Here is a 25,457-nt window from a genome sequence, read left to right as displayed (position 1 = left end):
GCCGGCCAAGCGGATAAGAGGTCCGCCGCGTAGCGGAGGTTAGCTGAGTCTTTCCGTTGCGTCATTGAGGATCGTCGTTTGATAAAAACGTACAAAGCCGGTTCGAGCAGCCAATCAAACCACGATCATCTGTCGGTCTCGTTGCCCAGTCTTTGCCTGACGATGGCAGCATGGAAGTTCGTGCCGAACAACAACCCGTCATCGTTGAAGTCGTAGCTGGAATTGTGCAGCGGCGCCGAGGCCTCACCATTGCCGAGGAAGACAAAGCAGCCCGGCACGTGATCGAGGAAGCGGGCAAAATCCTCCGACGCTGTCATCGGCTCGCGGGCGACCGCGATATTGCCGGGCTCGAAGACGTTTCCCGCGGCGGCGAAGGCCGCGTCAACCAGTTCGGCATCGTTGCGCAAAGGCACAAATTCTCTGGTGTAGTTGACCTCGGCGGTGACGTTGTAGGCGGCAGCGGTGCCCTCGGCAATAATGCGCATCTGCCGTTCGATCTCGGCGCTGACTTCCGGCCGGAAACTGCGCGCGTCGCCGAGGATGCGGGCAAGACCGGGCAGTGCATTGCGGGTGCCGTCGGTGATCAGTTCGGTCACCGACACCACCGCTATGTCGGCCGGGCTCAGACGGCGCGAGACGATGGTCTGCAGATTGGTGACCAGCGCACAGGCGGCGACCAGCGTTTCATTGCCCGAATGCGGCCGCGCCGCGTGGCCGCCGAGCCCGCTGAGCACGATCTCGAAGTTATCCTCGGCCGACATGACGGGGCCGACTCGGGTCTCGAAGTGGCCGATGGGAAGGCCGGGCATATTATGCAGGCCAAAAACCTCGTCGAAGGGGAAGCGCTGCATCAGGCCATCGTCGAGCATCGCCAGCGCGCCCCTGCCCCACTCCTCGGCCGGCTGGAAGATGAAGCGCACGGTGCCGTCGAAACCGCCCTCGCCGGCCAGCAGCTTTGCCGCACCAAGCAGCATGGCGGTGTGGCCGTCATGGCCGCAGGCGTGCATCACTCCGGGATTGCCGGAGCGATAGGACGCGGCCGATTGCTCTGATATGCGCAGCGCATCCATATCGGCCCGAAGCGCTATGGCGCGGTTGCCGGTGCCGCGCTTCAGCGTGCCGACGACACCGGTGCCGCCGACACCCTCCGTAACATCGTCCAGGCCGAATTCGCGCAGCTTGGCCGCGACGAAGGCAGCGGTGCGTTTCTCCTCGAAGCCGAATTCGGGGTGTGCATGCAGGTCGCGCCGCCACCCGGTCATCTCGCGCTTCAATGTTTCGGGATCGAGTTCAGCCATTCCTCCGCCCCTCCGCAAGTTCGGTGATCACATCAAGCAGGATGTTGGCGCCGGCAACAAGCTCGGCATCTTCGGTGTGCTCATGCGGACTGTGGCTGATGCCTCCGGCGCTCGGCACGAAGATCATCGCCGCCGGCGCGATGCGCGCGATCATCTGCGCGTCATGGCCGGCGCCCGAGGTCATGCGCCGCGAGGCAAGCCCGCGCTTCCTCGCCGCGGCCTCGATCAGCTCGACGACTCGGCCGTCGAAAACAACCGGCTCGAAGCGAGCCAGCCTTTCGACCGTCACGGTGATGCCCTCCGCGGCGAGCTGTTGCAGAAAGGCAGCCAGCGCCGCCTCCTGCGCCTGCAAGCGCTGCTCGTCGGGATCGCGCAGATCGACGGTGAAGACGGCGCGCGATGGAATGACGTTGATGGCGTTCGGCTCCAAGCGCATCGTGCCGACTGTGGCAACGGTTGGCGCGTTGGAGGCCGCTGCCCGGTCATGCAGGAAGGTGACGATTCGTGCCGCAGCATATCCGGCGTCGCAGCGCATCGACATCGGTGTGGTGCCGGCATGATTGGCGACGCCATCGAGGGTGATGCGCTGCCAGGAAATCCCTTGCAGGGTTTCCACCGCACCGATCGGGATGCCTTCGCGCTGCAGAACTGGCCCCTGTTCGATATGCAGTTCGACATAGATGTGCGGCTTGAGAAAGCCGGGCTCGCGGTCGCCGGCATAGCCAATGCGGGCGAGTTCCTGCCCGAGCGTGCTGCCGTCGGTCCCGACAGCGGCAAGTGCTGCTTCGACATCGACGCCGCCGGCATGGACCAGCGACCCCATCATGTCGGGAGAAAAGCGCACGCCTTCCTCATTGGTGAAGGCGGCGACGGCGAGCGGGCGCGACGGCGAGAGCCCCGAGGCCTTCAGCGTCTCGATCACTTCCAGCCCGGCAAGCACGCCGTAGCAGCCATCATAGATGCCGGCATCGATGACCGTGTCGATATGCGAGCCGATGAGCAGCGGTGTCTCGCCGGCATTGTCGGCGCTCTGCCAGATGCCAAAAATGTTGCCGATGCGGTCGATGGCGACATCGAGCCCGGCCAGCCGGAGCCAGCCGACGAAGAGGTCGCGGCCCTGCTTGTCGGTGTCGGAAGCGGCCAGCCGGGTCAGCCTGCCCTCACCGTCGCGGCCAGTGGCGCCGAGTTCATGGATGCGATTGAGCAAGCGCTGTGCATCAATCGCGATCATGGTGTCGCCTCGGCAGCGAGCTTGCCGGCCAGCACGTCGGCCGGGCTCATGCCGACCAGTTCGGCATAGCGATGCGGGTCGGTGGCACCTTCAGTGTTGATCACCAGCACGCGGGATTTGCCGCCGAGGCCGAGATCGGTCCTGTTATCAGCCACCGCCCGGATCAGTCCGGCAAGGCCGACGCCGCCGCTCTCGCCGGCGACGATCACCGGATCGCTGCCGGCCGGCCGTGCCAGCCGCTGCATCACCGCGATGGCGTCGTCCTCGTCCACGGTCATGAAGGCGTCGGCGACACGCACCAGCACCCGCCAGGCGACCTGCGACGCCTCGTAGCATTCAAGCATGGCCATGACAGTCGGCTGGTCGTGCGCGACCTTGACCACATGCCCTCCCCGGGCAGCCGCGACAACGCAGGCCGCGCGGGCCGGCTCGACGACAATGAAGGTTGGCCTGGCGTCGCCGAGCACGATGGCGAGATGGCCGGCCACGGCGGCAGCGATGCCACCAACGCCCGCCTGGACGAAGACGTGGGTCGGCGGCTCGCGGAGCTGGCGCAGCGCTTCGCGCACGATCGCCGTATAACCCTGCATCACCAGGCCAGGAATGCGCTCGTAGCCCGGCCACGACGTATCCGACACCACGGTCCAACCTTTCTCGGCCGCGACCTTGGCGGCTTGCTTGACCGAGTCGTCATAATTGCCATCGACACGGATCATTTCCGCGCCGTAGCGGGCGATTGCGGCGATCCGCTCGTCGCTGACGCCGGCATGGACGAAGATCACCGCCCTGGCGCCGGCAAGTTCGGCGCCTTGCGCGACAGAGCGGCCATGATTGCCGTCGGTGGCGCAGGCAAATGTCATCTTCGCCGCAACCGAGTGAACATCGGGGCTGTTGAGATCCTCGACATCGACGGCGTGGCCAAGCCGCTTGGCCGCCTCCTCCAGCACCAAGCGGAAGACAGCATAGGCGCCGCCCAGCGCCTTGAAGCTGCCGAGGCCGAGACGAAAACCCTCATCCTTGACATGCAGTGCTGCGAGGCCGAGTTCGCCGGCCAGCGACGGCAGCGCGTGCAGCGGCGTTTCACGATGGTTGTTACGATGGGCGAGGAAGCGCTCGACCGTGTCGGCTCCGGCAATCCCAAGGGTTTCGGCGTCGGCCGCATCAAGCGGCTTACCGTGCAGGGCATTGCGATTGGGCAGGAACACTGGCGACCTCCTTGGCAGTCAGCGAGACCATATTGCAGGACAGGCGCAAAGAGCGCTGTAATTGAGCCTCCGAAATGCAAGTTTGTTTCGCCGGGATAGCTCCATTGCCTCAACCGCCGCCTCCGCTCGACAGTTTCGATCTCGCCATCCTTGCCATCCTGCAGCGGGACAACACCACGCCGCAGCGCCTGATCGGCGAAGCGGTTAATCTGTCGGCGCCGGCGTGCAGCGCCGCATCAAGCGCATGGAGCAGACCGGCGTCATTGCAAGCAATGTCGCCATCATCGAACCCGCGGCGGTCGGCCAGCCGATCACCATCTTCGTCGAGGTGGAGCTGGAGAGCGAGCGCACCGAGCTCATCGACGCGGCCAAGCGGCAATTCTCGGAAACGCCTGAAGTGCAGCAATGCTACTATGTCACCGGCGAGGCTGACTTCATCCTCGTCCTCACCGTGGCCGACATGGGCGCCTATGAGGCGCTGACGCGAAAACTGTTTTTCGGCAGCAACAATGTCCGGAAGTTCCGCACCTTCGTGGCCATGGACCGCGTCAAGGTCGGGTTGACGGTGCCGTTGCCGGATTGAGGCTTGCCGGCAGGCAGGCACCAGTCCGCCCGCCATGCTTTTGACATTCTCAGGACGCGAATTGAGCTGGGAGGCGCGCTTGGGCGACACCACGACAGTAGCGATCATCGGTGCCGGGCCGGCGGGCCTGGCCGTTGCCGCATGCCTGCGGCAGGCCGGTATCGACTTCATCATCATCGAAAAAGAGCAACAGGCCGCGCCCGCCTGGCGGCGCCATTACGAGCGCGTCCACCTGCACACGACCAAGCGCTATTCGTCGCTGCCCTTCGTGCCCTTTCCCAAGAACTATCCGCGCTATGTGCCGCGCGATCTCTTCGTCGACTATCTCGATGCCTATGCGCAGCGCTTCGACCTCAAGCCCCGGTTTGGAGAAACGGTGAACGCGATCACCCGGGAGGGTCGCGGCTGGCTTGTGGAGGCGACATCCGGTCCGATGCACGCCAAACATGTGGTGATCGCGTCAGGCTACAATGCCGAGCCCCTGCGGCCGGGATTTGCCGGCATCGACACCTTTGCGGGCAAGACACTGCACAGCGCCGACTATCGCAATGCCGTGCCTTTCGCCGGTCAGTCCGTGCTGGTCGTCGGCATGGGCAATACCGGCGCCGAGATTGCGCTCGACCTGGCGGAAAACGGCGCACAACCGACGATTTCCGTGCGTGGCGGCGTTCATATCGTGCCGCGCGAACTGTTCGGCGTGCCCATCCAGATGGTCGGCATGGCGACGCGCCTGGGGCCGCAGCGCCTCAATGATGCTCTGTTCCCCGTCATTCTCGACCTCGTGCTGGGCAGGCTGGAAAAATATGGGCTCAGACGGCCGGGACAGGGACTGCTGGAACAGATTGCGATTGCATCGCGCATTCCGGTGATCGACGTGGGCACCATCGGCAAGATCCGCGAAGGCGCCATCAAAATCGCGCCCGACATCGCCGAGGTCTCGGAACGCGGTGCGCGTTTTACAGACGGCAACCACGGCGAATTCGACGCGATCATCTTCGCGACCGGTTACCGGCCGGGCTATCCCAGATTCCTCGAGCCCGGCATCCAGCCGGACCGCAGTGGCGTTACCCCCAAAGCTTCGGATCTCGGCCTCTACCTCATTGGCTTCCACAATGCAGTCACCGGACTGCTGCGCGAAATCGGGATTGAAGCCCAGGCGATCGCCGACGACATCCGGCACCGGCTGAACAGGAAAAAGGCGGCCGAAATCCTGCCGGTGTGATTTGCGGTCTGCCCTATCCCAGCGCAGTCTTCAGCATCATGCCGGCGATCTCCTTGGTCAGCTTGGCGGCGACAAGCGCCGTCATGTTGGAGAGATCCTGGCGCGGATTGTATTCGACGATATCGGCGGCCACGATCGGCTGGTTGATGCCCTGAATGAGATTGATGACTTGCCGGGTCGACAGCCCACCCGGCTCGCGGTGCGAGACGCCGGGCGCAAAGGCAGGGTCAAGCCCATCGAGGTCCATCGAGATATAGACTGGTGTTGTCAGGTCGATCTGCAAGCTCTCGCTGACATGACGCGCCTCGACCACCTCAATGCCGAAGCGCCTGACCTGGTCGCGAAGGTCGTCGTTCAGGGTGCGCAGTCCAATCTGGATCAGCCGGACTGCCAGCCGCTCCTCCATGATGCGGGCGAAGGGCGAGGTATGCGAGCGCGGGTTGTCGCCATAGGAATGATAGAGATCGGGGTGCGCATCGATTTGGACGATCGTCAGGCTGGGGTGGCGGCGGCGCACGGCGCGTAGAACCGGCCAGGCAATGGCGTGATCGCCGCCCAGGCTGATCAGCGGATGGCCCACATCCAGCGCGCGGCCAACCTCACTTTCGATCCGTTCCCAGGGGTCGCCAGCGCCAGCGAAGTCGATGTCGCCATGATCGACGAAACGGCCGGTCAGATCGAAGCCGGTTTCACTCCATGAGCTGTAGGCATCGGAGTGCAGCTCCCGCCGGATCAGAGCCGGCGCCTCGGCCGCGCCGCGCAGATAGGACGAGTTCTCGTCATGCGGTATTCCCATAAGCGAAATCGCGCCTGCCATCGACATCCTCCCCGATGCTGAGAATGCCTCTATAGCCGCGCGAGTTGGCCGTTGCGACGATAGCTGCTTGGGCCAGGTACAGCGCCAGGTGAGATCGCCGACCGGCTAGGCCGCCAGCTCCCTCGCCTTGCGCAGCCAGACCTTGTTGTCGTGGAAGGCAGCACCACCATAGGGTGCTGGCGCATCGGCGCCGGTCAGCACATTGATGCCCTCGCCGCGCTCATGGGCGCTGTTTGGCCAGATGCCTTCGGCGATCACGACGCCGCGCTTGATGCCGTCGAAGAATTTCGCATGCAGCACCAGGTCGCCGCGCCGGTTGCCGACCTCGACACGATCGCCATCGGCAAGCCCGAGGTCAGCCGCGTCGTCGGGATGCAGGAGCAGCACCGGCCTGCCTTCCTTTTCCTTCGACACCGGCGTCTCGGCAAAGGTCGAGTTGAGGAAATTGCGTGCCGGCGAGGTCGTCAGCCGGAACGGATGCGCCTCATCAGCCACTTCGATCAGGTCGACATGATCGGGAAACTCGGGCAGCCGTTCCACCGGTCCGAACAGGCCCATGCTCTTCGGCGGCCGGTTGGGAGCCGCCTGACCGGTCCAGTCGGCTCGAAAGCGGAATTTTCCATCCGCATGGCCAAACCCCTTGATGAAATGCGCGGTCTCGAAATCCGGCTGCAGATCGAGCCATTTTTGCTCTTTCAAGCTGTCGAAGCTGCCCAGCCCGCGCTTGCCGAGAATGATGTCGATATGCTGCTGCTCGGTGAGGCCAAAACCTGGGCGGTCGGCGACCCCCAGGCGCTCGGCCAGTTGCTCGATGACGAAGTGGTTGGTGCGCGGCCCCTCCGGCGGCTCGATCAGCTTCGGTCCGAGCGTGATGTGCTGATTGCCGCCGCCCTTGTAGACGTCGTCGTGCTCGAGGAACATCGTCGCCGGCAGCACCACATCGGCCAGCTTGGCGGTGTCGGTCATGAACTGCTCATGCACGCACGTGAACAGGTCGTCGCGCAGAAAGCCCTGCTTCACCAGCCGCTGCTCGGGCGCGACATTCACCGGGTTGGTGTTCTGGATCAGCATCGCCGTCACCGGCGGGCCGCCATAGAGCGCGTCGCTGGCGCCGGTCAGCACCGGGCCGATGCGCGAATGGTCGAGATAGCGGATCGAGGGATCGCGCATCCTGGAGCCTTCCAGCACATCCTGGTTGAGCTTGAAGATGCCGGAATTCGAGTGGAAGGCGCCACCGCCCTCATATTGCCAGCTGCCGGTGACCGCGGCGATGCAGGACGCGGCATGCATGTTGACGGCGCCGTTGCGCTGGCGGGCAAAGCCGTAGCCGAGACGGAAATAGGTTTTCTTGGTCGTGCCGACGAGGCGGGCGAAGGCTTCGATTTCAGCGACGCCAAGGCCGGTGATCGCGGCGGCCCATTCCGGCGTGCGCGTCTTCAGATGCGCCTCCAGCCCGGCGGGATCGTCGGTGTATTTCGAGAGATAGACGCGGTCGGCCAGGCCTTCCCGGAACAGCACATGCATGACCGCGCAAGCCAGCGCGCCGTCGGTGCCGGGCTTCAGCACCAGACCCATGTCGGCCTGCTTCATGGTCGCGTTTTCATAGACGTCGATGACGACGATTTTAGCGCCACGCTCCTTGCGCGCCTTGATGGCGTGGGTCATGACATTGACCTGGGTGACCACGGCATTGGTGCCCCAGATCACCACGCAGTCGGATTTCGCCATCTCGCGCGGGTCGGGCCCGCGCAAGGCGCCTGCCCCCATCATCCAGCCAGTCCAGGCCAGATTGGTGCAGATCGAGCCGAAGAAGCCTGAGTACTTTTTCGCGTGACGAAGCCGGTGGATACCGTCGCGCTGAACCAACCCCATCGTGCCGGCATAGAAATAGGGCCAGACCGTCTCCGAGCCGTATTTTGCCTCGGCCGCGACGAATTTTTCGGCGACGAGGTCGAGTGCGGCGTCCCAGCTCGCTTCCTTCCAGACGCCATCGCCCTTGGCGCCGGCGCGGATCAGCGGCTTCAGCAGCCGGTCGGGGTGGTGGACGCGGTCGGAATAGCGCGCCACCTTGGCGCAGACCACACCGGCCGTATAGCTGTTGGATTTGGCGCCATGGACACGGCCGATGCGGTTGCCGTCGAGCAGTTCGACCTCGAGCGCGCAGGTCGACGGGCAATCATGCGGACAGGCCGAATGGCCGATGCGGAGCTTGGCGTGCTGGTTCATGGCGAGCAAACTAGTCGTTTATGACGGCGGCGTGTAGGGCCAGATGGCCTTCCCCTTCTCCCCCTGTGGGAGAAGGGGAAGCGGCGCGCAGCGCCGAGACGGTTGAGGGGTGTTCCAGCGGAGTGAGGCGTTTGCGTTCCCTGGAACACCCCTCATCCGACCTCGCTTCGCGAGGCCACCTTCTCCCGCAAGGGGAGAAGGGGAAGAACGCTCCCCTACTCCGCCGTGCCTTCCTCATATTCGGCCGACATGGTCAGCCATTTTTCCTCGTGGCCGGCCAGCGTCTGGGCCAGCTGCGAGCGCTCCTTGGCCAGGCGTGTCGCCGTCGAGGGATCCTTTTCGTAGATCGCCGGGTTGGCCAGTTCATCCTCGATGCCGTCGATGCGTTTGCGGATACGGTCCATCAGCGCTTCGGTGGCGCGGATTTCCTTGGCCAGTGGCTCGAAGGCGGCACGGCGCGCTGCCGCGTCGCGGCGGCGGTCGGCTTTTGAGGCCTTGTCCGCCTCGCGCTTGCCGCGGCGGTCGCCGGACACGCCGGTGACCAGCGTCTTGTAGTCCTCCAGGTCGCCATCATACGGGTTGACCGCGCCGTCCTTGACCAGCCACAGCCGGTCGGCTGTCGCTTCTAGCAGATGGCGGTCGTGCGAGATCAGGATGACGGCGCCGGGAAATTCGTTGAGCGCATGGATCAGCGATTCGCGGCTGTCGATGTCGAGATGGTTGGTCGGCTCGTCGAGGATGAACAGGTTCGGCCCCTCGAAGGCCGACAGGCCCATAAGAAGGCGCGCCTTCTCGCCACCCGACAGGTCCTTGGCGGGCGTATTCATCTTCTCGGTGGTAAGACCGAACTGGGCGACGCGGCCGCGCACCTTGGATTCCGGCGCTTCCGGCATCAGCCGGCGCACATGCTCATAGGCGTTTTCCTCCGGCCGCAGGTCATCGAGCTGGTGCTGGGCGAAGATCGCCACCTTCAGCCCAGGCGCCACCGTCATCGTGCCGCTCTCCTGCTTGAGCCGGCCGGACAGCAGTTTGGCGAAGGTCGACTTGCCGTTGCCGTTGGCGCCGAGCAGCGCGATGCGGTCGTCGGCGTCGATGCGCAGCGTCATCTTCTTCAGGATCGGCTGGCCCTCGGTGTAGCCGACATTGACGTTGTTCAGCGCCACGATCGGTGATGCCACCGTCTTCACCGGTTCCGGGAAGGAGAACGGCCGCACCGAATCGTTCACGATGGCCGCGATCGGCTTCATCTTTTCCAGTGCCTTGATGCGCGACTGCGCCTGTCTGGCCTTCGACGCCTTCGCGCGGAAGCGTTCGACGAAGGATTCCATATGCTTGCGGGCGGCTTCCTGTTTGACGCGACCCTTTTCCTGCAATTCCTTCTGCTCGGTATACTGGCGCTCGAACTGATCGTAGCCGCCGCGCCAGAAGGTCAGCTTCTTCTGGTCGAGATGAACGATCGAGTTGACGGCGCGGTTGAGCAGGTCGCGATCGTGCGAAATCAGCAACACGGTGTGCGGATACTTCGACACATAGTTTTCCAGCCACAACGTGCCTTCGAGATCGAGATAGTTGGTCGGCTCGTCGAGCAGCAGAAGGTCAGGCTCTGAAAACAGCACGGCTGCCAGCGCCACGCGCATGCGCCAGCCGCCGGAGAAGGACGAGGCGGGACGGCGTTGCGCGGCGTCGTCAAAGCCGAGGCCGGCGAGGATGGTGGCGGCGCGGGATTCGGCGGAATGTGCGTCGATGTCGGCCAGCCGCATATGGATGTCGGCGATGCGGTGCGGATCGGTGGCTGTTTTTTCCTCTTCGAGCAGCGCCGTGCGCTCGAGGTCGGCCTTGAGCACGATCTCGATCAGCGGCTCCTCGGTTCCCGGCGCTTCCTGCGCTACCTGGCCGATGCGGGTGTTCTTTGGCAGGCTGATCGAGCCAGTCTCGGAGGGAAAATCTCCGGTGATGGCTTTGAACAGCGTCGTCTTGCCGGTGCCGTTGCGACCGACAAGGCCGGCCTTGGTGCCGGCCGGCAAGGTCAGCGAGGCGTGGTCGAGAAGCAGGCGCCCGGCCATGCGGAGCGAAAGGTCGTTGATGATCAGCATGCCGGGGCTTTTGCACTGGACATCAACGCTTCGCAAGACCTTGCGGGCCAGTTGGCCGCACAAGGCCTGAAAACGGCGAGCACAACTGCGGCGTCAGGGCAAGCCGATCAGTGGCTTGCCCTACCAGTCAAGCCGCGCTCAGGCAGTCGCCTTGCGCTTTGACTTGGCCACGGCGGCCGGCACTGCTGCCGGCTTGCGGCCGAGTCCTGTCGACTTCGCCAGCGCCGACCGGGTCGCCGAGTAATTCGGAGCGACCATCGGATAGTCCGGCGGCAAACCCCATTTGGCCCGATAGTCGTCCGGGCTCAAACCATAGTCTGTCCTGAGGTGTCGCTTGAGCGACTTGAACTTCTTTCCGTCCTCAAGGCAGACGATGTAGTCGGGAAACACCGACTTTTTCGGGTTTACGGCCGGAACCAGGCTCGGGCTTTCCACAACGGCCGCACCAGCCAGCTTTCGAACCGATGCGCTGACGCTGGCAATCAGGTCAGGCAGGCCGGAAGCCGGAAGCGGATTGTTGCCTACATAGGCCGAGACAATATCGGCTGTTAGCTCGATAACGGTCTTATCATCGATATTTGACAATTCTTTCACCCTATTTGCGACAAAGTCATCCACCCCGGCGAAGACTTTTGTCGATGTATCTCTTTAACCGCGTCCCCCAGCCGGCCGCCAAGCGCCAAAACGAATCAAGACTTGGCGTCAACTATTTTTATTGGAAAGCGACGACGTGCAAATTAGAAAATCTAATACTTGGACACAGCAGACTTGGTTGTCCGGGCGTCGGCCAATATCTCAAGAATACGCCGCCAGCGGGCACATCGCCCGAAATCCTTCTGTTCAATCGCCTTCTCGGCCTTCATCGCCGCGTAAAGCGGTGCCTCGGCGCCAAATTCCTTGATCAGCCAATCTGCTTCCTGCCTGGCGAGACGTTCATTTTCGTCAAACATAGTCTTGCGCCTCCGAACGTTCCAGGCCGACCGCGATACAACTGCCGATGACGAGGACAGCGCCGGCAATGGCGGTGGCCGTCAGCCGTTCGCCAGACAAGGTCAGCAGCAACGTCGAAGCAATCGGCGTGAGATAGGCGACGACAGCGACCTTGCCGCTGCCTTCGAGCTTCAGGGCGCGCGACCAGAAGTAATAACCGAGCCCCATCGGGCCGGCGCCGAGATAGAGCCCAAGCGCCAGATCCACGCCGGCCGGCCAGGCGACGCCTTGGCCAGCGGACCACAAAAACGTCAAGGCGACGCCGACCAGCGACGAGGGCAACAAGAGCCGCTCCGGCGAAGTTGCAAGCCGTCCCACCATCACCGAATAGAAAGCCATGCACAGCGCGGACCCGAACGCGGCGAAATAGCCGACGAGATCCCCCTGGAACCAGTTGCTCTCACGCCCTCCCGAAATCACCAGCGCGACGCCGATGAACCCAAGGGCCGCGGCAAGGCCGAACAGGGCCGGACGCCGCGGATTTTCGAAGGCGATCACTGCCGCGGCAACAATCAAGGGCCAAGTGTAGGCCACGAGATTGGCTTCGATCACCGGCATCGAGGCGAAGGCGATGTATTGCAGCACCATGGTGCCAACCAGACCGATGAAGCCGACTGCGAGCGATGCCAGTGCCGCTCCGGCCATGACCGGCGCGGCCTTTTCCCGGCTCATCAGCCGGATGGCGGCGAAGACCAGTGCAGCCCCCGCAAATTGCAGGAACTGCACCTGCGACACCGGATGGTTCGCCAAGAGGGATTTGCCGACCAACGCATTGGTCGACCACAAAGCCACCGCGCCGGTGGCAAAGACCAGCGCGGATCTGACTACCATGTGTCCCTCGCTCCGCCTGCAACCGGTGCTTCAACGGCGGCCGGCGTGGGATGCTCCGCCTCGAACCGGCGATAGGCCGGCAACTGGTTGGTCCAAACGTCTTCGGCCAATTCGTTGACCCACTCGCGGTCGTGATCATTGTCGGCGGCGAGGTAGAACATGCGGTTGTCGTCGACATAGGGCTTGGCCACCGAGCGCTGGTTGAGCACCAGGGTGACGCGCTCGCCATAGTGGATCGGCGCCGTGCGATGCAGGACGCCAAGGAACTGTCCGAGCGTCGCGTATTTCATCTTGTGATCGATGCGCATGATGCGATTGCGCGGGATTTCGCGTCCGGATTCGAGGATGGCGCGGCCGGTCTCGGAATCGTCGCAATAAATTTCGAGATGGCCGCCGACCAGCGGATCGCTGATCGACAGCGGAATGAGCTCGGTGACCGGAACGCCGTCGCAATGCCATTCGACGGCGCCGTCCCTGGGATTCATGAAGGTGACGGTCGAGCCGACGATCGACAGCGGATAGGGCTCCAGCTTCGTGCCCATCATGTCGGACAGCCGCTCCAGGCGCAGCTTGTCGTGCAGCAACTCCTTGATTTCGGGGATGAAACGGTCGGCGCCGGTGATGAAGGTCAGGTCGAGGTGCTTGTGCACGGCATGGCTGGCCTTGAGCTTCAGGGCGGCTTCCTCGATTGCGGCAAGCAGTGCCGGGTCATAGCCATGCAGAAACTGCGCAACGCCGAAACTCGACACTTTCCAGGCGGTTTCGTGTCCGATAATGGCCTCGCGGCTCATCGCATAGCGCAGTTCGGGTATGGTATGTGCGTTCATTGTACTTCTCCAAGTGGGGGGCAAACACTTGGTTAACAGTCGATTAAATTAGCCCCCCCTGTAAAATTAGGAATGCTAGTGCTACCGTAAGCCAAGCTTAAGGTCGAACCCAGTGCGTCTGCTCAGTCAGGTCAACCTCAATTCGCTGAAAATCGTGGAGAGTGCTGCGAGGCACGGGAATTTCACGCGTGCCGGCGAAGAGCAGTTCATCACCGCTTCAGCGGTCAGCCAGCGCGTCAAAAGCCTGGAGGACCAGCTGCGCTTCAAGATCTTCCAGCGCGGCGGCAATGCGGTGTCGCTGACGCCGGAGGGCGAGACCTATGTCTCGCGTGTTCGCGAGGCGCTGGAACGGATCGTCGCCGCCAGCATGGAAGCGACCGGGCAATCGCAGGAACATGTGCTGAAGATATCCGTGCTGCCGACCTTTGCCGCGCGCTGGCTGTTTCCGCGCCTGCCGCTGTTCCAACGGCAACATCCCGATATCGTGATGCGGGTTTCGACCTCCTACGCGACGCACGAGTTCGCGACCTCCGATTTCGATCTCGAAATCCGCTATGGCGACGGTCACTTTAACGGGCTGCTATCCGATCTGCTGTTTCGAGAAGACCTGACGCCAGTGTGCAGCCGCAAATTGTTACACGAGGTTCTCGGCGACAGGCCGCTGTCAAAGGTGACACCGGACGACCTCAAGTACTTCACGCTGCTGCATTCCGATACCTGCACCCAGAACTGGCAATCCTGGCTTGGTTTCGCTGGCGCCAGCTTCGTGCTCACCGAGACCAAAAGCATCTATTTCGATTCGTGCATGATGTCCTACGAGGCGGCCAATGCCGGAATGGGCTTTGCAGTGGCCAACCGTGCCTATATGGCCAGTGACATCCGCGCCAAGAGGCTGGTCGCGCCCTTTGCCGTCCATCACCCAAACACGGCCGGTTGGTATTTCGTCTCCCCCCACAAGAGCCTTGCCGCACGCAAGGTGCAGATATTCAAACAATGGGTGATGGCGGAAGCGGCCCAGACACAACACGAATTGGATAGCGACATCAGCTACCTGGCTTCCGAGGCTGTCTGAAATTCCGAGTGGCCTGATGCCGCAGCAAAAAAGCGGCGATAGCCGGCGCGCTCGCCCCCGGATTTAGAACGAAACAATCTCAATCAGGCGAAGGCCCTGCCCTCTTCGGTGCGCTGGAAATGCGCCAGATCGAGCGGCACGGAGGGGCGGCCGAGAACCGTCAGGATCATATGCGCCTGGCCACGATGATGGGTCTGGTGGTTGAAGACATGAGCCAGGGCCGGTGCCAGGCGCTGCGAGACGGTGCGCATGTCCGATACGGTCATATAGGTGAAGCGGCCGGAGAGCGCCTTGTCGTTCATGCCGGCGAGCCAGTCGATGATCCGCCGGTCTTCCGCCTCGCGCGCCGTCCTCAAATTGGGCAAGGCCCGGTGCAGGATGGCATCCAGCGCTGTCGGCGCGTCGCCTTCGCCGGTGAAGCGCTTCATCCAGATGCGATCGGCGGCGAGCAGATGGTTGAGCGTGCCCATCAGCGAGCGGAAGAAGGCGCCGACATCGCGATTGAATTCCTCATCGTCGAGATCGGTGGCGGCATCATAGATGCGGCCATTGGCCCATTGATTGTACGCCGCAAACATCATGAAATGTTGTTTCATCTTTTCTCCCGCCGCGCCTGTTTCGGGGTGTCGGGGCGATACCTAGACCGCAAAGGGACCCGCGCCAATGACCATTCTGCTTTATGATCTCGTCGGGCGCGACGAGAGCCGTCCGTTCAGCCCGCATTGCTGGAAGGCAACGATGGCGCTGGCCCATAAGGGGCTCGACATCTCGACCGCGCCGACGCGTTTTCTCGAGGTCCCCAGCATCGAAGGCGGCGCTTCTAAAACCGTTCCGGTGATCCGCGACGGCGACAAGGTTGTCATCGATTCCTTCGCCATCGCGCTCTATCTCGACGAAGCCTATCCGGATCGGCCGACGCTGTTTGGCGGCGAAGGCGGCAAGGCGACGGCGCGTTTCATCGAGCGCTGGTCGCAATTGACCATCCACCCCTACATCACCACCGCCGCGATCGTCGATCTCCACACCATGCAGGACGAGGAGAACGCCACCTATTTCCGCCGGAGCCGTGAGCAACGCCTGGGCAAGCGGCTGGAAGATGTCGTCGCTGCCCGCGACGCCGGCTTGGCCGCTTTTCGAGCTTCGCTGGAGCCGCTGCGCTCGATGCTGGGCTACCAGCCCTTCATCGGCGGCGCCTCGCCACTGTTTGCGGACTATATCGTCTTCGGCGCGCTGCAATGGGCGCGCATCGCCACGCCCTATCAGCTGCTCGAAAACAGCGACGTCGTGGCGCAATGGTTCGCCCGCTGCCTCGACCTGCATGGCGGGCTGGGACGAAAGGTTCCCGCGGCAGCCTGACGGCCGCGAGCGCCTGCCCTGCCCGCAAGGCAGCTTGGACGCACCGTCATTCCGTGGCGAAAATCAGCGGCGGGATGGCAGGCCTTACTTGGCCGCCTTCTTTGGCTTGCTGGTCTTCGGCTTGCTGGCTTTCGCGGCAGCCTTTTCTTCCTTGGGCTCGGCCTTTGCCTTGTCGGCGCCGGCTGCCTTCTTGGATGGCTTCTTGGCTGACTTGCCAGTGGCATCCTCCCGATCTATGTCGGCTGCCGCCTGGTGCCAATGGCGTTCGTGGTGACCGGCCGGTTGCCCTTCCTCCTGCCAGATCTGATGTGCGCGGTTGCGAATGCGCTCCTGACGATCGTCTGCCATGGTCATGTTGTCTCCATTCGGGCCGACTTCAGCGCGGCGCCGACACGTGACTATAGCAAGCAAAGCGTTGCTGTGCAGCCATCTGATCTCGCCCGCGGGCTCACCTCGTCGACACCAGCTTTGCATAGAAACACGCACCGTTCCGGCCTTTCGCTGCCGCTTCGGGCGTTCGTCGCTCGGAAAGCCAAGCAATTGGCTTCCCGTCCGCTTTGCGGACCGCTCCTCACCCCTTGGCAATGGGCCGGGCGGCTTGTATAGAGCCCGCCACTCTCAATTCCATTCTCAGACAAGGACGACCCATGGCGCTCGAACGCACCTTTTCCATGATCAAGCCGGACGCAACCCGGCGTAACCTCACCGGCGCCATCACCAAGATGCTCGAAGACGCTGGCCTGCGCGTCATCGCTTCGCGCCGCGTCTGGATGAGCCGTCGTGAGGCCGAAGGCTTCTACGCCGTCCACAAGGATCGTCCGTTCTTCGGTGAGCTGGTCGAGTTCATGTCGTCGGCGCCGACGATCGTCCAGGTGCTGGAAGGCGAGAATGCCATTGCCAGGAACCGCGAAGTGATGGGCGCCACCAACCCGGCCAACGCCGCCGAAGGCACCATCCGCAAGGTGCATGCGCTGTCGATCGGCGAGAATTCGGTGCACGGCTCCGACGCGCCGGAAACCGCTGCGCAGGAGATCAAGTACTGGTTCTCGGACACCGAGATCGTCGGCTGAGCCGACACTGCCAAATCTGATGCAAAAGGCCGGCGTTTCGCCGGCCTTTTTCATATCAATCAGCTCGCGGCGCTGAAGCGCAGGATTTCGCGGCCGTCCTTGTCTGATATGGCGAGCTTGCCGGCATCGACCTTGTATGACGCCGCCTTGGCCAACGCATCGAACAAGGCCTTTTCCTCTGCCATCACTTCCGGTGCGCAGGCCTTGTAGGTCGAGCCGATATCGCTGATCGCGATCGCCTGGTCATCGACCTTCGCTGTGGCGAAATAGGTGTTGCAGGGGCCGCTGCCGCCGGCCTTGCCGGCCTCGCTGACCCGGAACGTTGCCTGCGGCGCGGTGATGGCGCCGATGCCGTCGACATAGTCGACCACCCAGAGCTGACCAAAGACGGAAGCCGTCGGCTCGGTGCCTGGCGTGACCATCTTCAGCATGATGGTCTGCGGCGCGTCGGTCAGCGGATCCACTGGATGGCGCACGTCGGAGATGAACATCAGCCTGCCATCGACAGTGATGCGGGCCTGCAGCGCATAGGTCATCTGCGACCGGATCACCGATGGATCGAATTTGATCTCGAAGCTGATCGGCACCTGGCCAGCCGGCTTGACAGTCTGCTCGGCAATGATCTTGGCCGGCGCGTCGGCCAGCGACACATCGGCAAGCTGGACGGAAAGCACGGCGCTGGGCGGCAAGGCGATGCGCTCGCGATAGATCACCTCGCCCGTCACCGTCTTTTCGGCGGCCACGGACAGTTCCGGCACCGCCAGGATGCCGATGACCAGAGGCACGAAACCGAAGACGAAGAACTCCGCGAGCCTGTCCAGCATGACCGCCTCCCTTGCCCCGGACTGCCAATGCCCGGGCTGATCAACCGCGCACAATTGGCCAAAGGATTGCGGTCAATGCATGGCTGCGACGGGGATTTATTCGGACGGCGACTTCCAGCGTCCGGCCGCCCGGGCGTCGGTTTCCTTGGCCTCGACCCAGCCACCCTCGGAACCATCGACGCGATGCTCCTTCTTCCAGAAGGGTGCGCGCGATTTGAGATAATCCATGAGAAAGTTCGCCGCTTCGAACGCCGCCTGGCGATGCGCCGAGGCAGCCACGACCAGCACGATGTTCTCGCCCGGTCGAATCTTGCCATGGCGGTGGATGACGGTAAGGCCTTGCAGCGGCCAGCGCTGAACCGCCTCAGCGGCGATGCGGCCAATCTCGGCCTCCGCCATGCCGGGATAATGCTCGAGTTCGAGTGCCGAGAGTGAACCCTGCTCGTCCCGGCAGAGGCCAGAGAAAGTGACCACCGCGCCAATGTCGGCGCGGCCTTGCGTCAGCCGGGCAATCTCGGCGGCGACGTCGAAATCCTGGCGCTGAATGCGCACGGTCGGCACCAGGATGGCCGACATGAGTGTCAGCCTCCGGTCATCGGCGGGAACAGCGCGATCTCGCGTGCGCCCGCTATCTTCTCGCCGTGATCGACATGCTCCTGGTTGATGGCAACGCGGATCACGTCGGGGTATTGCAGCGCGTGCTCGTAGCCTTCGCCGCGCGATTGCAGCCAGCGCAAGAGGTCGGCGACCGTCTCGATGCCGGCAGGCAATTCGACGTCCTCTTCAGGCATGCCGATCCGTTCACGCACCCAGGCAAAGTAGATGAGGCGGGTTGTCATCTCACTCGTCCATGATGTGCTTGAGGCCGGCGCGGAAATAGTCGTAGCCGGTGTAGAGCGTAACGAGTGCCGCGATCCACAGCAGCACCAGGCCGGTCTGCGTGGTCAGCGGGAAGATCTTGTCGCCGGCCGGCCCCGCCAGCAGGAAGGCGATGGCGACCATCTGGATGGCGGTCTTCCATTTGGCGAGCTGCGTCACCGGCACCGAAACCTTGAGTGCGGCCAGATATTCGCGCAGGCCCGAGACCAGGATTTCGCGGCACAGGATGATGATCGCTGCCCATAGCGACCAGCCGGCGATGCCGGCATGGCGATCGGTGTCGGCGGCCAACAGCAGCAGACAGGTGGCGACCAACAGTTTGTCGGCAATCGGATCGAGCATCTTGCCGATGTTGGAGGTCTGCTGCCAGGCGCGCGCCAGATAGCCGTCCAGGTAATCGGTGATCGAGGCGAGCAGGAAGATGATCAACGCCGACCAGCGGGCGAAGTCGCTCGATTTCAGATGGCCTTCGAGAAAAAAGCACAGCACGACCAGCGGCACCGCGACGATGCGGGCGTAGGTGAGCATGTTGGGCAGGTTGAACGCGCGCTTGGCCATGTCTGGGAGACTCTTTCTGCCTGCGTACTCAAATCAGAAGCTGTTGTAGGGGGTCAACAGGCCAAAATCGATTGGCCAGCCGAAATATCCGGAATCGGTCAGCTCTCGTGGAAATGATTGTAGACCAGTTTGGCGACCTGTTCGGAAATGCCCTCGACCTTCCTCAGATCCTCGATCGCCGCACGGCTGACCGCCTTGGCGGTGCCGAATGCCAGCAGCAGCGCGCGCTTGCGTCCGGGGCCGATGCCGGCGATCTCGTCGAGCGGGCTTTTGACCATTTCCTTTTTGCGGCGGGCCCGGTGCGAGCCGATCGCGAAGCGGTGGACCTCGTCGCGCAGGCGCTGGACGAAATAGAGCACGGGGTCGCGCACCGGCAGCGAAAACGAGTCCTTGCCCCTGACGAAAAAGCGCTCGCGGCCGGCATCGCGGTCCTGGCCCTTGGCGATGCCGATCGCCACGACGCGATCCTCGATGCCGAGATCCGAAAGAATCTTGCGCACCGCTGTCATCTGGCCCTGGCCGCCATCGATCAGGATGACGTCGGGCCAGGCCGGGAAGTTGCCGGAAATATCGTCCTCGATGGCATCGGCGGCCTCGCCTGCTGGCGCGGCGTCGGCCACGGCGACATCGCCATGTTCCTTGAGCAGCCGCGAAAAGCGCCGCTCCATGACCTCGCGCATCATACCGAAATCGTCGCCCGGCGTGATCTCGGTCGAGCGGATGTTGAATTTCCGGTACTGGTTTTTCACGAAACCTTCCGGTCCCGCGACGACCATGGCGCCGACGGCATTGGTGCCCATAATGTGCGAGTTGTCGTACACCTCGATGCGTACCGGCGGTTTGGGCAGACCGAACGTCTCGGCGAAACCGGCAAGCAATCGCCCTTGCGTCGAGGTTTCGGCCAGCCTGCGGCCCAACGCCTCACGGGCGTTCTGCAGGGCGTTGTCGGTCAGGTCTTTCTTCTCGCCACGCTGCGGCATCGAGATCGCCACCTTGCGGCCGGCGCGGGTCGAGAGCGCCTCGGCCAGCAGTTCCTGATCCTCGACGCCGTGCGACAGGAGGATGTTCCGCGGCGTCGGCTTGTCGTCATAAAACTGCGCCAGGAACGAGCCCAATACCTCGGCCGCCTCCAAGGCAGGATCGGCTTTCGGGAAATAGGCGCGGTTGCCCCAGTTCTGGCCGGTGCGGAAGAAGAACACCTGGATGCAGACCTGGCCGCCCTCCTGATGGATGGCGAAGACATCGGCCTCGTCGACGGTCGCCGGGTTGATGCCCTGATGACTCTGCACATGCGACAGGGCCGCCAGCCGGTCGCGATAGATGGCGGCGCGCTCAAAATCGAGGTCTTGCGAGGCCTGCTGCATGGCCGCCGAAATCTCGGTCTTCACCTTCTGGCTGCGGCCGGACAAAAAATCCTTCGCCTCGGCGACCAGCTCGGCATAGCCATCATGTGAGATTTCACCGGTGCAAGGGCCGGCGCAACGCTTGATCTGGTACAGCAGACACGGCCGCGTACGGTTTTCGTAGAACGAGTTGGTGCAGCTCCTGAGCAGGAAGGCGCGCTGCAGCGAATTGATGGTGCGGCCGACGGCACCGGCGGAAGCAAAGGGGCCAAAATAGTCGCCCTTGCGCGACCGCGCGCCGCGATGCTTGTAGATGCCCGGCGAGAGATGGTCGCCGGTCAAAAGGATATAAGGAAACGACTTGTCGTCGCGCATCAGCACATTGAATCGCGGCCGCAAGCGCTTGATAAGATTGGCTTCGAGCAGCAGTGCCTCGATCTCGGTACGGGTGACGACGAACTCCATCGTCGACGTCTCGCGCACCATGCGGCCGATGCGATTGGTGTGGAACCGGCCTTGCGCGTAGCTGGTGACGCGCTTCTTCAGACTGCGCGCCTTGCCGACATAGAGCACGTCGCCGGCGGCGTTCATCATGCGGTAGACGCCGGGCGCGTTGGGCAGCCGCTTGACCAGCGTCTGGATCACCTCGGCGCCGACCATGCCTTCGGCGTCGCCGGCATGCGGCGTCCAATCGATGGCCGTGAAGGCGACATCCGGGCCGGCCGGTTCGACGATCTCTTCCAGCGCCTCGTCCTCGAGGTCGATTTCGGGAGGCAAATCGTCAGCGCCGCCGCGCGCCTTGTTCTTGTGATCCAAAGGACTCATTCCGTCATGCCTGTCACATCGGGCGTCTGCCATGCAAGATGCTGGCCGCCATCGAGCGCGATCATCTGGCCGGTGATCGAGCGCGCCTCCCAGAGATAGCGGATGGTGGCGCCGAATTCCGACAATTCCGGGCCACGCTTCAGAATCAGGCCAGCGAGCTGTGCATCAAAATCGGAATCGTCCTGGCGCGCATTCTTCAGCGTCGGACCCGGTCCTATTGCATTGACACGAATGCGCGGGCCGAGCGCCTGCGCCAACATCTCCGTCTGGGTCCACAAAGCCGACTTCGACAGCGCATAGGAAAAGTAGCGCGGCGTCGGCCGCCAGACGCGCTGGTCGATGATGTTGACGATCAATCCCTCCTGCCCTTCCGGCAAGGAGCGAGCGAAATTCTGCGCCAGCAGCGCCGGCGTTTTGACATGGATGGCAAAGTGGCGGTCCCAGGCCTGCCAGTCGAAATCCTCAATGGAATCATCGACGAAGAGCGAAGCGTTGTTGACCAGCAGCGAGACAGGGCCCAGCGCGGCTTCCGCCTGGCCAATGAGGTCACTGACGGCATCCATGTCGGTCAGGTCGGCGCTTACCACAGCCGCGCGGCCGCCAGACTGGTTGATCCCTGCGGCCAAGGCATCCGCCTTTTCGCGCGAGCGATTGGCGTGGATGGCGACGGCAAATCCATGACCGGCGAGGTCTTCGACAATTGCCTTGCCGATCCGTTTCGCCCCGCCGGTCACCAGCGCCGCGGCAGTGGCTTTGCTCATCTGTTGTCAATCCTCAATTTCGGCCCGAAAACACGACGCCGACGAAATATGGCCCGGCATGCGTTAAATGGCGTTCTCACCTGGGGCAGCATTGTGGCGAAGTGCCCGGTTCGGCATCCCGACTCGTCTTGGAGTCGGAAGCGCTGGAGCGCAATATAGGACGCTGGACTCCTTGCACCAAGCGGTGTGCAGCGCAGCATGAAATGGCTGCTGACATTTCGCTGTTGCGAAGATGCAACGTCAAGGTTCCGCCTCATTCGCGCCGGGGAATGACCTAAGTTCAGGTTCGCTTCAGCCGCATTTTGACACGACATTTGGAACCGACGAACGCCAGATCCGTTTCACCCCCCGGACGGGTTGATGGCGATCGTGAGAAACAAGCCTGTGTCCTGTGGCTTAAGGAGTAAAGAACAATGCAAGCCAATCTTAAATTCGCACGGCCGCTGGTCGTCGCGCTCGGGCTCTTCGCCCTCGGTGGTACTGCCTATGCCGCAGACGTCGTCCAGGAAGAGCCGCCGGCACCCGCTCCGGTTGCCGAACTGCCCGTCGCATCCTGGGCCGGCCCCTACGCCGGTCTGAATGTTGGCTACGGCTTTAGCGGCCGTACCAAGGAAAAGGATTTCGGCGATTCGACCGACACCAAGGGTTTCGTCGGTAGCGTCTTCGGCGGCTATCAGTGGCAGCAGGAGAACTTCGTCTACGGCGGTGAAGCCGAACTCGGCTACAACGGCGTCAAGGGCGACGATAACGGCATCAACTCCAAAGGCGGCTTCGAAGGCTCGCTGCGTGCCCGTCTCGGCTACGCTGTGACCCCGGAAATCCTGCTCTATGGCACCGGCGGTCTCGCCGGCAGAAGCCTGAAGGTCGAGGACTCCGTCCTCAACGCCAGCGACACCGCTACCATGATCGGCTGGACGGCCGGCGTCGGCACCGACATCAAGCTGACCGACAATGTGTTCGGTCGTGTCGAGTACCGCTACACCGACTTCGGCTCGAAGGACTTCAGCGGCATCGGCAAGGTCAAGGCCACCGACAATCGCGTCACCTTCGGCGTCGGTATGAAGTTCTAAGTCGTTCAAGCCACGACACGAAAAAGCCGGGCCTCGCGCCCGGCTTTTTTTGTGGTCAGCGGTTCAGCCTGGGACCGCTGACTTCAGTTCCGGGAACTTCTCGTCAAAACGCGCCGCCCAGCGGGTCAGCCGGCCACGGCCCTTTTCCCATTTGCCGGCGAAGCGCAGCGCGAGATAGCCGAGGCAGGCACGCAGCGCCATTTGACCCACCGTGATCTTCTTCGGCAGTTTGGGCGGGTTGGCATTGAGCAGATCGAGCGCGGCGGTGATCTTCGCCCACTGCCGGTCGAGCCAGGGCTGATGGACCATCTCGTCTGGCCGGGTGCGACGCTCATAGACCATCGACAGCGCGCTATCGCAGATACCGTCAGCCAGCGCCTCCAGCACTTCCGCTTCCAGCCGCTTGTCGGCATTGCGCGGAAATAAAGCGTTCTTCGAAATCCGGTTGAGATGCTGGGTGATGGCGCGGCTGTCGTGTACTGAACGGCCATCATCGAGCACCAGAACCGGGATCTTGCCGAGCGGATTGGCGCCGATCAGTTCGGCCGGTTTGTCCTCGGTCTTGACCGGCACCAGATCAATCACGATCCCGGCATAGGCCGCGGCCATCCTTACCTTGGAGCTGTACGGAGACGTGGATGCGTAGAGCAGCTTCGGCATGATCGGTTTCCTGTTTGCAGGCGTCCAGTGTTGAACGGACAGGCGCTTGCGATCAACCGCCAGAGCGCAAAAAAACAACTGCCAGAAACCGGTTGCGGTTTCCGCCCCAGACATCGCGACAAGCCGACAGATTGATACGCTGGAAAACGCGAGCGAGCGACAAGTGCAGGCCGATGGGATTCAAACCTGCATTCGCATCTCACCAACCCCAGGCATTGCGCCGGGGCCTTCGCCAACCGCGGCAAGGAGACAATCCAAAGAGCGAGCGAGGCAGCCAACCGGCGCCTCGCTTTGCTTGCCCCTCGGTCCCATCCCGATGTTCAGCCCTCAGGGCTGAACCCGCTGCCGGACTTGCTTCGATCCAGTGCGTCAGAGCTTCCTTGCCGAGTCCCGAAGGACACGCGACGCCCCAACGACCGGTCTACTTCTTGGCCGGAGCCTTCGCCTTCGCAGGCGCTGCCTTGGCCTTCGGCGCGGCGGCTTTCTTCACCGCAGGCTTCGTCGCGGCCGCTGCTGCTTTCGCGGCTGGCTTTGCCGCCGGCTTTGCTGCTGCCTTGGCGGCGGGCTTTGCCGCTGCCTTGGCGGGCGCTGCTTTCTTGGCCGCGGGTTTTGCCGCCGCCTTGACCGCAGGCTTCTTCGCCGGCGCTGCCTTGGCTGCAGGCTTTGCCGCTGCCTTGGCGGGCGCTGCCTTCTTCACTGCGGGCTTCGCCACAGCCTTGGCCGCTGCCGGCTTCTTGGCCGGTGCTGCTTTCGCTGCGGGCTTTGCCGCCGCCTTCGCAGGCGCTGCTTTCTTCACTGCCGTTGCGGCCTTCGCCGCGACTGCTTTTGCGGGTGCTTTCTTTGCCGGTGCCTTGGATGCCGGCGCTTTAGATGACTGCTTAGCCATGTCATGCCCCTTCACGTTATGCCGATGGCCGTGAATGACCCCGGCGCGCAATGCATATCTGACTCGCGGCTCGCTAGCCAGCGAAGCAATGGTATGATTTTCTCAGCTTAAATTTTCGTTGAGATCGAGACGCGATCACACTCATCATCGCAAAAATCCGTCGCTGATCTTCTGATATCGCCAGCAATTTGACACCAGCATTCTTGATGCGAGCCCACCATCGAACGCCGAAGACTAGCGAGCAGCTTTACGCATGATCGTCGGTCGTGAATATCATGACCTGTCACCTCATCGAGGCGATCATCTTCCTGCAGACGAACGGCCCATGCGGATCACGAGCGCGACACGACGACCGATCTGAAGATCACCTTGTCAAGCATGCTTCCGCCGACTGCTGACAGGTTGACAGAATACTCTGCATGGCAGAGTATTCTGCATTGGCACTACCGCTGTCCGAGATTGCCGAGCTATATGGCGACGGCCCAAAGCTTGCCGCATTGGAGCGCATCGATGAGCGCCGACGACATCATCCACCAGAGCACACGGCTCAGGATCATGGCCGTCCTGAACACGCTGGAAAGGCGCGAGGCGCTGGAGTTCAGCCAGTTGAAGGCCATGATCGAAGTCACTGATGGAAATCTCGGGGCACACATCGATACGCTGGCCAGAGCAGGCTATGTCGATGTTGAAAAGCTCTTCGTCGGGCGACGGCCGCAGACCCGGATCAAGGCAACAACGATTGGGCGGCGGGCCTTTCGCGGTCACATTGCTTATCTTCGAAAGATCATCGATCAGGCTGGGGCGGTGCAGCGCGGGAAGTAGTACAGCGA

General features: G+C 62.9%; 26 protein-coding genes and 1 pseudogene. 7 read left to right on the top strand and 20 right to left on the bottom strand.

Going from position 1 to position 25,457, the window contains the following annotated elements:
- Window positions 1–125 precede the first annotated feature (125 nt).
- Genes AC1D05_RS00340 through AC1D05_RS00330 form a run of 3 tightly spaced genes read right to left on the bottom strand, consistent with a single transcriptional unit; the run spans window position 126 to window position 3,734 of the window.
- The gene (locus tag AC1D05_RS00340) at window positions 126–1,298 is read right to left on the bottom strand and encodes a M20 aminoacylase family protein (protein WP_477437180.1); all 1,173 of its coding nucleotides are present in this window, start codon (window positions 1,296–1,298) and stop codon (window positions 126–128) included.
- Window positions 1,291–2,529, bottom strand: a complete 1,239-nt coding sequence (locus AC1D05_RS00335) for an allantoate amidohydrolase (RefSeq protein WP_477437178.1) — start codon at window positions 2,527–2,529, stop codon at window positions 1,291–1,293. Before AC1D05_RS00335 ends, AC1D05_RS00340 begins: the two co-directional genes overlap by 8 nt.
- The gene (locus tag AC1D05_RS00330; protein ID WP_477437176.1) at window positions 2,526–3,734 is read right to left on the bottom strand and encodes a diaminopropionate ammonia-lyase; all 1,209 of its coding nucleotides are present in this window, start codon (window positions 3,732–3,734) and stop codon (window positions 2,526–2,528) included. The genes AC1D05_RS00335 and AC1D05_RS00330 overlap by 4 nt, the downstream gene beginning before the upstream one ends.
- A gap of 74 nt (window positions 3,735–3,808) precedes the next feature.
- On the opposite strand from AC1D05_RS00330, the pseudogene AC1D05_RS00325 reads away from it, so the two are divergent.
- Together AC1D05_RS00325 and AC1D05_RS00320 are read left to right on the top strand one after the other, a co-directional pair.
- Window positions 3,809–4,317, top strand: a pseudogene (locus AC1D05_RS00325) (Lrp/AsnC family transcriptional regulator).
- 79 nt (window positions 4,318–4,396) lie between these two features.
- A complete protein-coding gene (locus tag AC1D05_RS00320; protein WP_477437174.1) occupies window positions 4,397–5,539 on the top strand; it encodes a flavin-containing monooxygenase in 1,143 nt (380 codons plus the stop codon).
- 13 nt (window positions 5,540–5,552) lie between these two features.
- On the opposite strand, the gene speB is transcribed toward AC1D05_RS00320, so the two are convergent.
- The 7 genes from speB to AC1D05_RS00285 all read right to left on the bottom strand — a co-directional run bounded on the left by speB (window position 5,553) and on the right by AC1D05_RS00285 (window position 13,323).
- On the bottom strand, window positions 5,553–6,356 hold the full coding sequence (gene speB / locus AC1D05_RS00315) for an agmatinase (protein ID WP_477437172.1): 804 nt from the start codon (window positions 6,354–6,356) through the stop codon (window positions 5,553–5,555).
- A gap of 105 nt (window positions 6,357–6,461) precedes the next feature.
- A complete protein-coding gene (locus tag AC1D05_RS00310) occupies window positions 6,462–8,582 on the bottom strand; it encodes a molybdopterin-containing oxidoreductase family protein (protein WP_477437170.1) in 2,121 nt (706 codons plus the stop codon).
- 215 nt (window positions 8,583–8,797) lie between these two features.
- On the bottom strand, window positions 8,798–10,675 hold the full coding sequence (locus AC1D05_RS00305; RefSeq protein ID WP_140768333.1) for an ABC-F family ATP-binding cassette domain-containing protein: 1,878 nt from the start codon (window positions 10,673–10,675) through the stop codon (window positions 8,798–8,800).
- 138 nt (window positions 10,676–10,813) lie between these two features.
- Window positions 10,814–11,260, bottom strand: a complete 447-nt coding sequence (locus AC1D05_RS00300) for a Ros/MucR family transcriptional regulator (protein ID WP_477438106.1) — start codon at window positions 11,258–11,260, stop codon at window positions 10,814–10,816.
- Between the two features lie 161 nt (window positions 11,261–11,421).
- Window positions 11,422–11,625 (bottom strand): hypothetical protein, encoded by a 204-nt coding sequence (locus AC1D05_RS00295; protein ID WP_475451485.1) that lies wholly within the window; start codon window positions 11,623–11,625, stop codon window positions 11,422–11,424.
- Window positions 11,618–12,496, bottom strand: coding sequence for a DMT family transporter (locus AC1D05_RS00290; protein ID WP_477437168.1), 879 nt, complete (start codon window positions 12,494–12,496; stop codon window positions 11,618–11,620). Before AC1D05_RS00290 ends, AC1D05_RS00295 begins: the two co-directional genes overlap by 8 nt.
- Window positions 12,490–13,323 carry a hypothetical protein gene (locus AC1D05_RS00285; protein ID WP_477437166.1) on the bottom strand — a complete coding sequence of 278 codons (834 nt, stop codon included), beginning with the start codon at window positions 13,321–13,323 and terminating at the stop codon, window positions 12,490–12,492. The genes AC1D05_RS00290 and AC1D05_RS00285 overlap by 7 nt, the downstream gene beginning before the upstream one ends.
- Window positions 13,324–13,435: 112 nt before the next feature.
- Here AC1D05_RS00285 and AC1D05_RS00280 point away from each other — a divergent pair, with 112 nt between their 5' ends.
- Window positions 13,436–14,395, top strand: coding sequence for a LysR substrate-binding domain-containing protein (locus AC1D05_RS00280; RefSeq protein ID WP_477437164.1), 960 nt, complete (start codon window positions 13,436–13,438; stop codon window positions 14,393–14,395).
- A gap of 83 nt (window positions 14,396–14,478) precedes the next feature.
- On the opposite strand, the gene AC1D05_RS00275 is transcribed toward AC1D05_RS00280, so the two are convergent.
- On the bottom strand, window positions 14,479–14,991 hold the full coding sequence (locus AC1D05_RS00275; RefSeq protein WP_477437162.1) for a DinB family protein: 513 nt from the start codon (window positions 14,989–14,991) through the stop codon (window positions 14,479–14,481).
- Between the two features lie 67 nt (window positions 14,992–15,058).
- Between AC1D05_RS00275 and AC1D05_RS00270 the strand changes: the two genes are divergently transcribed.
- Window positions 15,059–15,751, top strand: a complete 693-nt coding sequence (locus tag AC1D05_RS00270; RefSeq protein WP_477437160.1) for a glutathione S-transferase family protein — start codon at window positions 15,059–15,061, stop codon at window positions 15,749–15,751.
- Window positions 15,752–15,835: 84 nt separating this feature from the next.
- Here AC1D05_RS00270 and AC1D05_RS00265 read toward each other — a convergent pair whose 3' ends face one another.
- Window positions 15,836–16,105, bottom strand: coding sequence for a DUF2934 domain-containing protein (locus AC1D05_RS00265; protein ID WP_477437158.1), 270 nt, complete (start codon window positions 16,103–16,105; stop codon window positions 15,836–15,838).
- Between the two features lie 293 nt (window positions 16,106–16,398).
- Here AC1D05_RS00265 and ndk point away from each other — a divergent pair, with 293 nt between their 5' ends.
- Window positions 16,399–16,821 (top strand): nucleoside-diphosphate kinase, encoded by a 423-nt coding sequence (gene ndk, locus AC1D05_RS00260; protein WP_010915217.1) that lies wholly within the window; start codon window positions 16,399–16,401, stop codon window positions 16,819–16,821.
- 59 nt (window positions 16,822–16,880) lie between these two features.
- On the opposite strand, the gene AC1D05_RS00255 is transcribed toward ndk, so the two are convergent.
- From AC1D05_RS00255 to AC1D05_RS00230, 6 genes are all read right to left on the bottom strand, one after another.
- On the bottom strand, window positions 16,881–17,645 hold the full coding sequence (locus tag AC1D05_RS00255; RefSeq protein ID WP_477437156.1) for a YbaY family lipoprotein: 765 nt from the start codon (window positions 17,643–17,645) through the stop codon (window positions 16,881–16,883).
- Window positions 17,646–17,741: 96 nt separating this feature from the next.
- Window positions 17,742–18,221 (bottom strand): molybdenum cofactor biosynthesis protein MoaE, encoded by a 480-nt coding sequence (locus tag AC1D05_RS00250; protein ID WP_477437154.1) that lies wholly within the window; start codon window positions 18,219–18,221, stop codon window positions 17,742–17,744.
- A 5-nt stretch (window positions 18,222–18,226) separates the two neighbouring features.
- The gene (gene moaD / locus AC1D05_RS00245; RefSeq protein ID WP_477437152.1) at window positions 18,227–18,484 is read right to left on the bottom strand and encodes a molybdopterin converting factor subunit 1; all 258 of its coding nucleotides are present in this window, start codon (window positions 18,482–18,484) and stop codon (window positions 18,227–18,229) included.
- A gap of 1 nt (window position 18,485) precedes the next feature.
- Complete coding sequence (gene pgsA, locus AC1D05_RS00240) at window positions 18,486–19,082, bottom strand: CDP-diacylglycerol--glycerol-3-phosphate 3-phosphatidyltransferase (RefSeq protein WP_023673449.1); 597 nt, start codon at window positions 19,080–19,082, stop codon at window positions 18,486–18,488.
- A gap of 98 nt (window positions 19,083–19,180) precedes the next feature.
- Window positions 19,181–21,250 carry an excinuclease ABC subunit UvrC gene (gene uvrC / locus AC1D05_RS00235; RefSeq protein ID WP_477437150.1) on the bottom strand — a complete coding sequence of 690 codons (2,070 nt, stop codon included), beginning with the start codon at window positions 21,248–21,250 and terminating at the stop codon, window positions 19,181–19,183.
- Complete coding sequence (locus AC1D05_RS00230) at window positions 21,247–22,011, bottom strand: SDR family oxidoreductase (protein WP_477437148.1); 765 nt, start codon at window positions 22,009–22,011, stop codon at window positions 21,247–21,249. The genes uvrC and AC1D05_RS00230 overlap by 4 nt, the downstream gene beginning before the upstream one ends.
- Window positions 22,012–22,424: 413 nt before the next feature.
- Between AC1D05_RS00230 and AC1D05_RS00225 the strand changes: the two genes are divergently transcribed.
- Window positions 22,425–23,081: an outer membrane protein gene (locus AC1D05_RS00225; RefSeq protein ID WP_477437146.1), complete on the top strand. Its 657-nt coding sequence runs from the start codon at window positions 22,425–22,427 to the stop codon at window positions 23,079–23,081.
- A 63-nt stretch (window positions 23,082–23,144) separates the two neighbouring features.
- On the opposite strand, the gene AC1D05_RS00220 is transcribed toward AC1D05_RS00225, so the two are convergent.
- The gene (locus AC1D05_RS00220; protein WP_477437144.1) at window positions 23,145–23,741 is read right to left on the bottom strand and encodes a glutathione S-transferase family protein; all 597 of its coding nucleotides are present in this window, start codon (window positions 23,739–23,741) and stop codon (window positions 23,145–23,147) included.
- 421 nt (window positions 23,742–24,162) lie between these two features.
- Entirely contained in the window at window positions 24,163–24,627 is a 465-nt protein-coding gene (locus AC1D05_RS00215; protein ID WP_477437142.1) for a hypothetical protein, read from the bottom strand.
- 510 nt (window positions 24,628–25,137) lie between these two features.
- Here AC1D05_RS00215 and AC1D05_RS00210 point away from each other — a divergent pair.
- Window positions 25,138–25,449, top strand: a complete 312-nt coding sequence (locus tag AC1D05_RS00210) for a transcriptional regulator (RefSeq protein WP_477437140.1) — start codon at window positions 25,138–25,140, stop codon at window positions 25,447–25,449.
- The last annotated feature ends 8 nt before the right edge of the window (window positions 25,450–25,457 follow it).

This window comes from Mesorhizobium sp. P2_E9, assembly GCF_056403815.1.
Note: the sequence above shows the minus strand (reverse complement) of the source record. Positions and strands in the feature narration are given on the sequence as shown.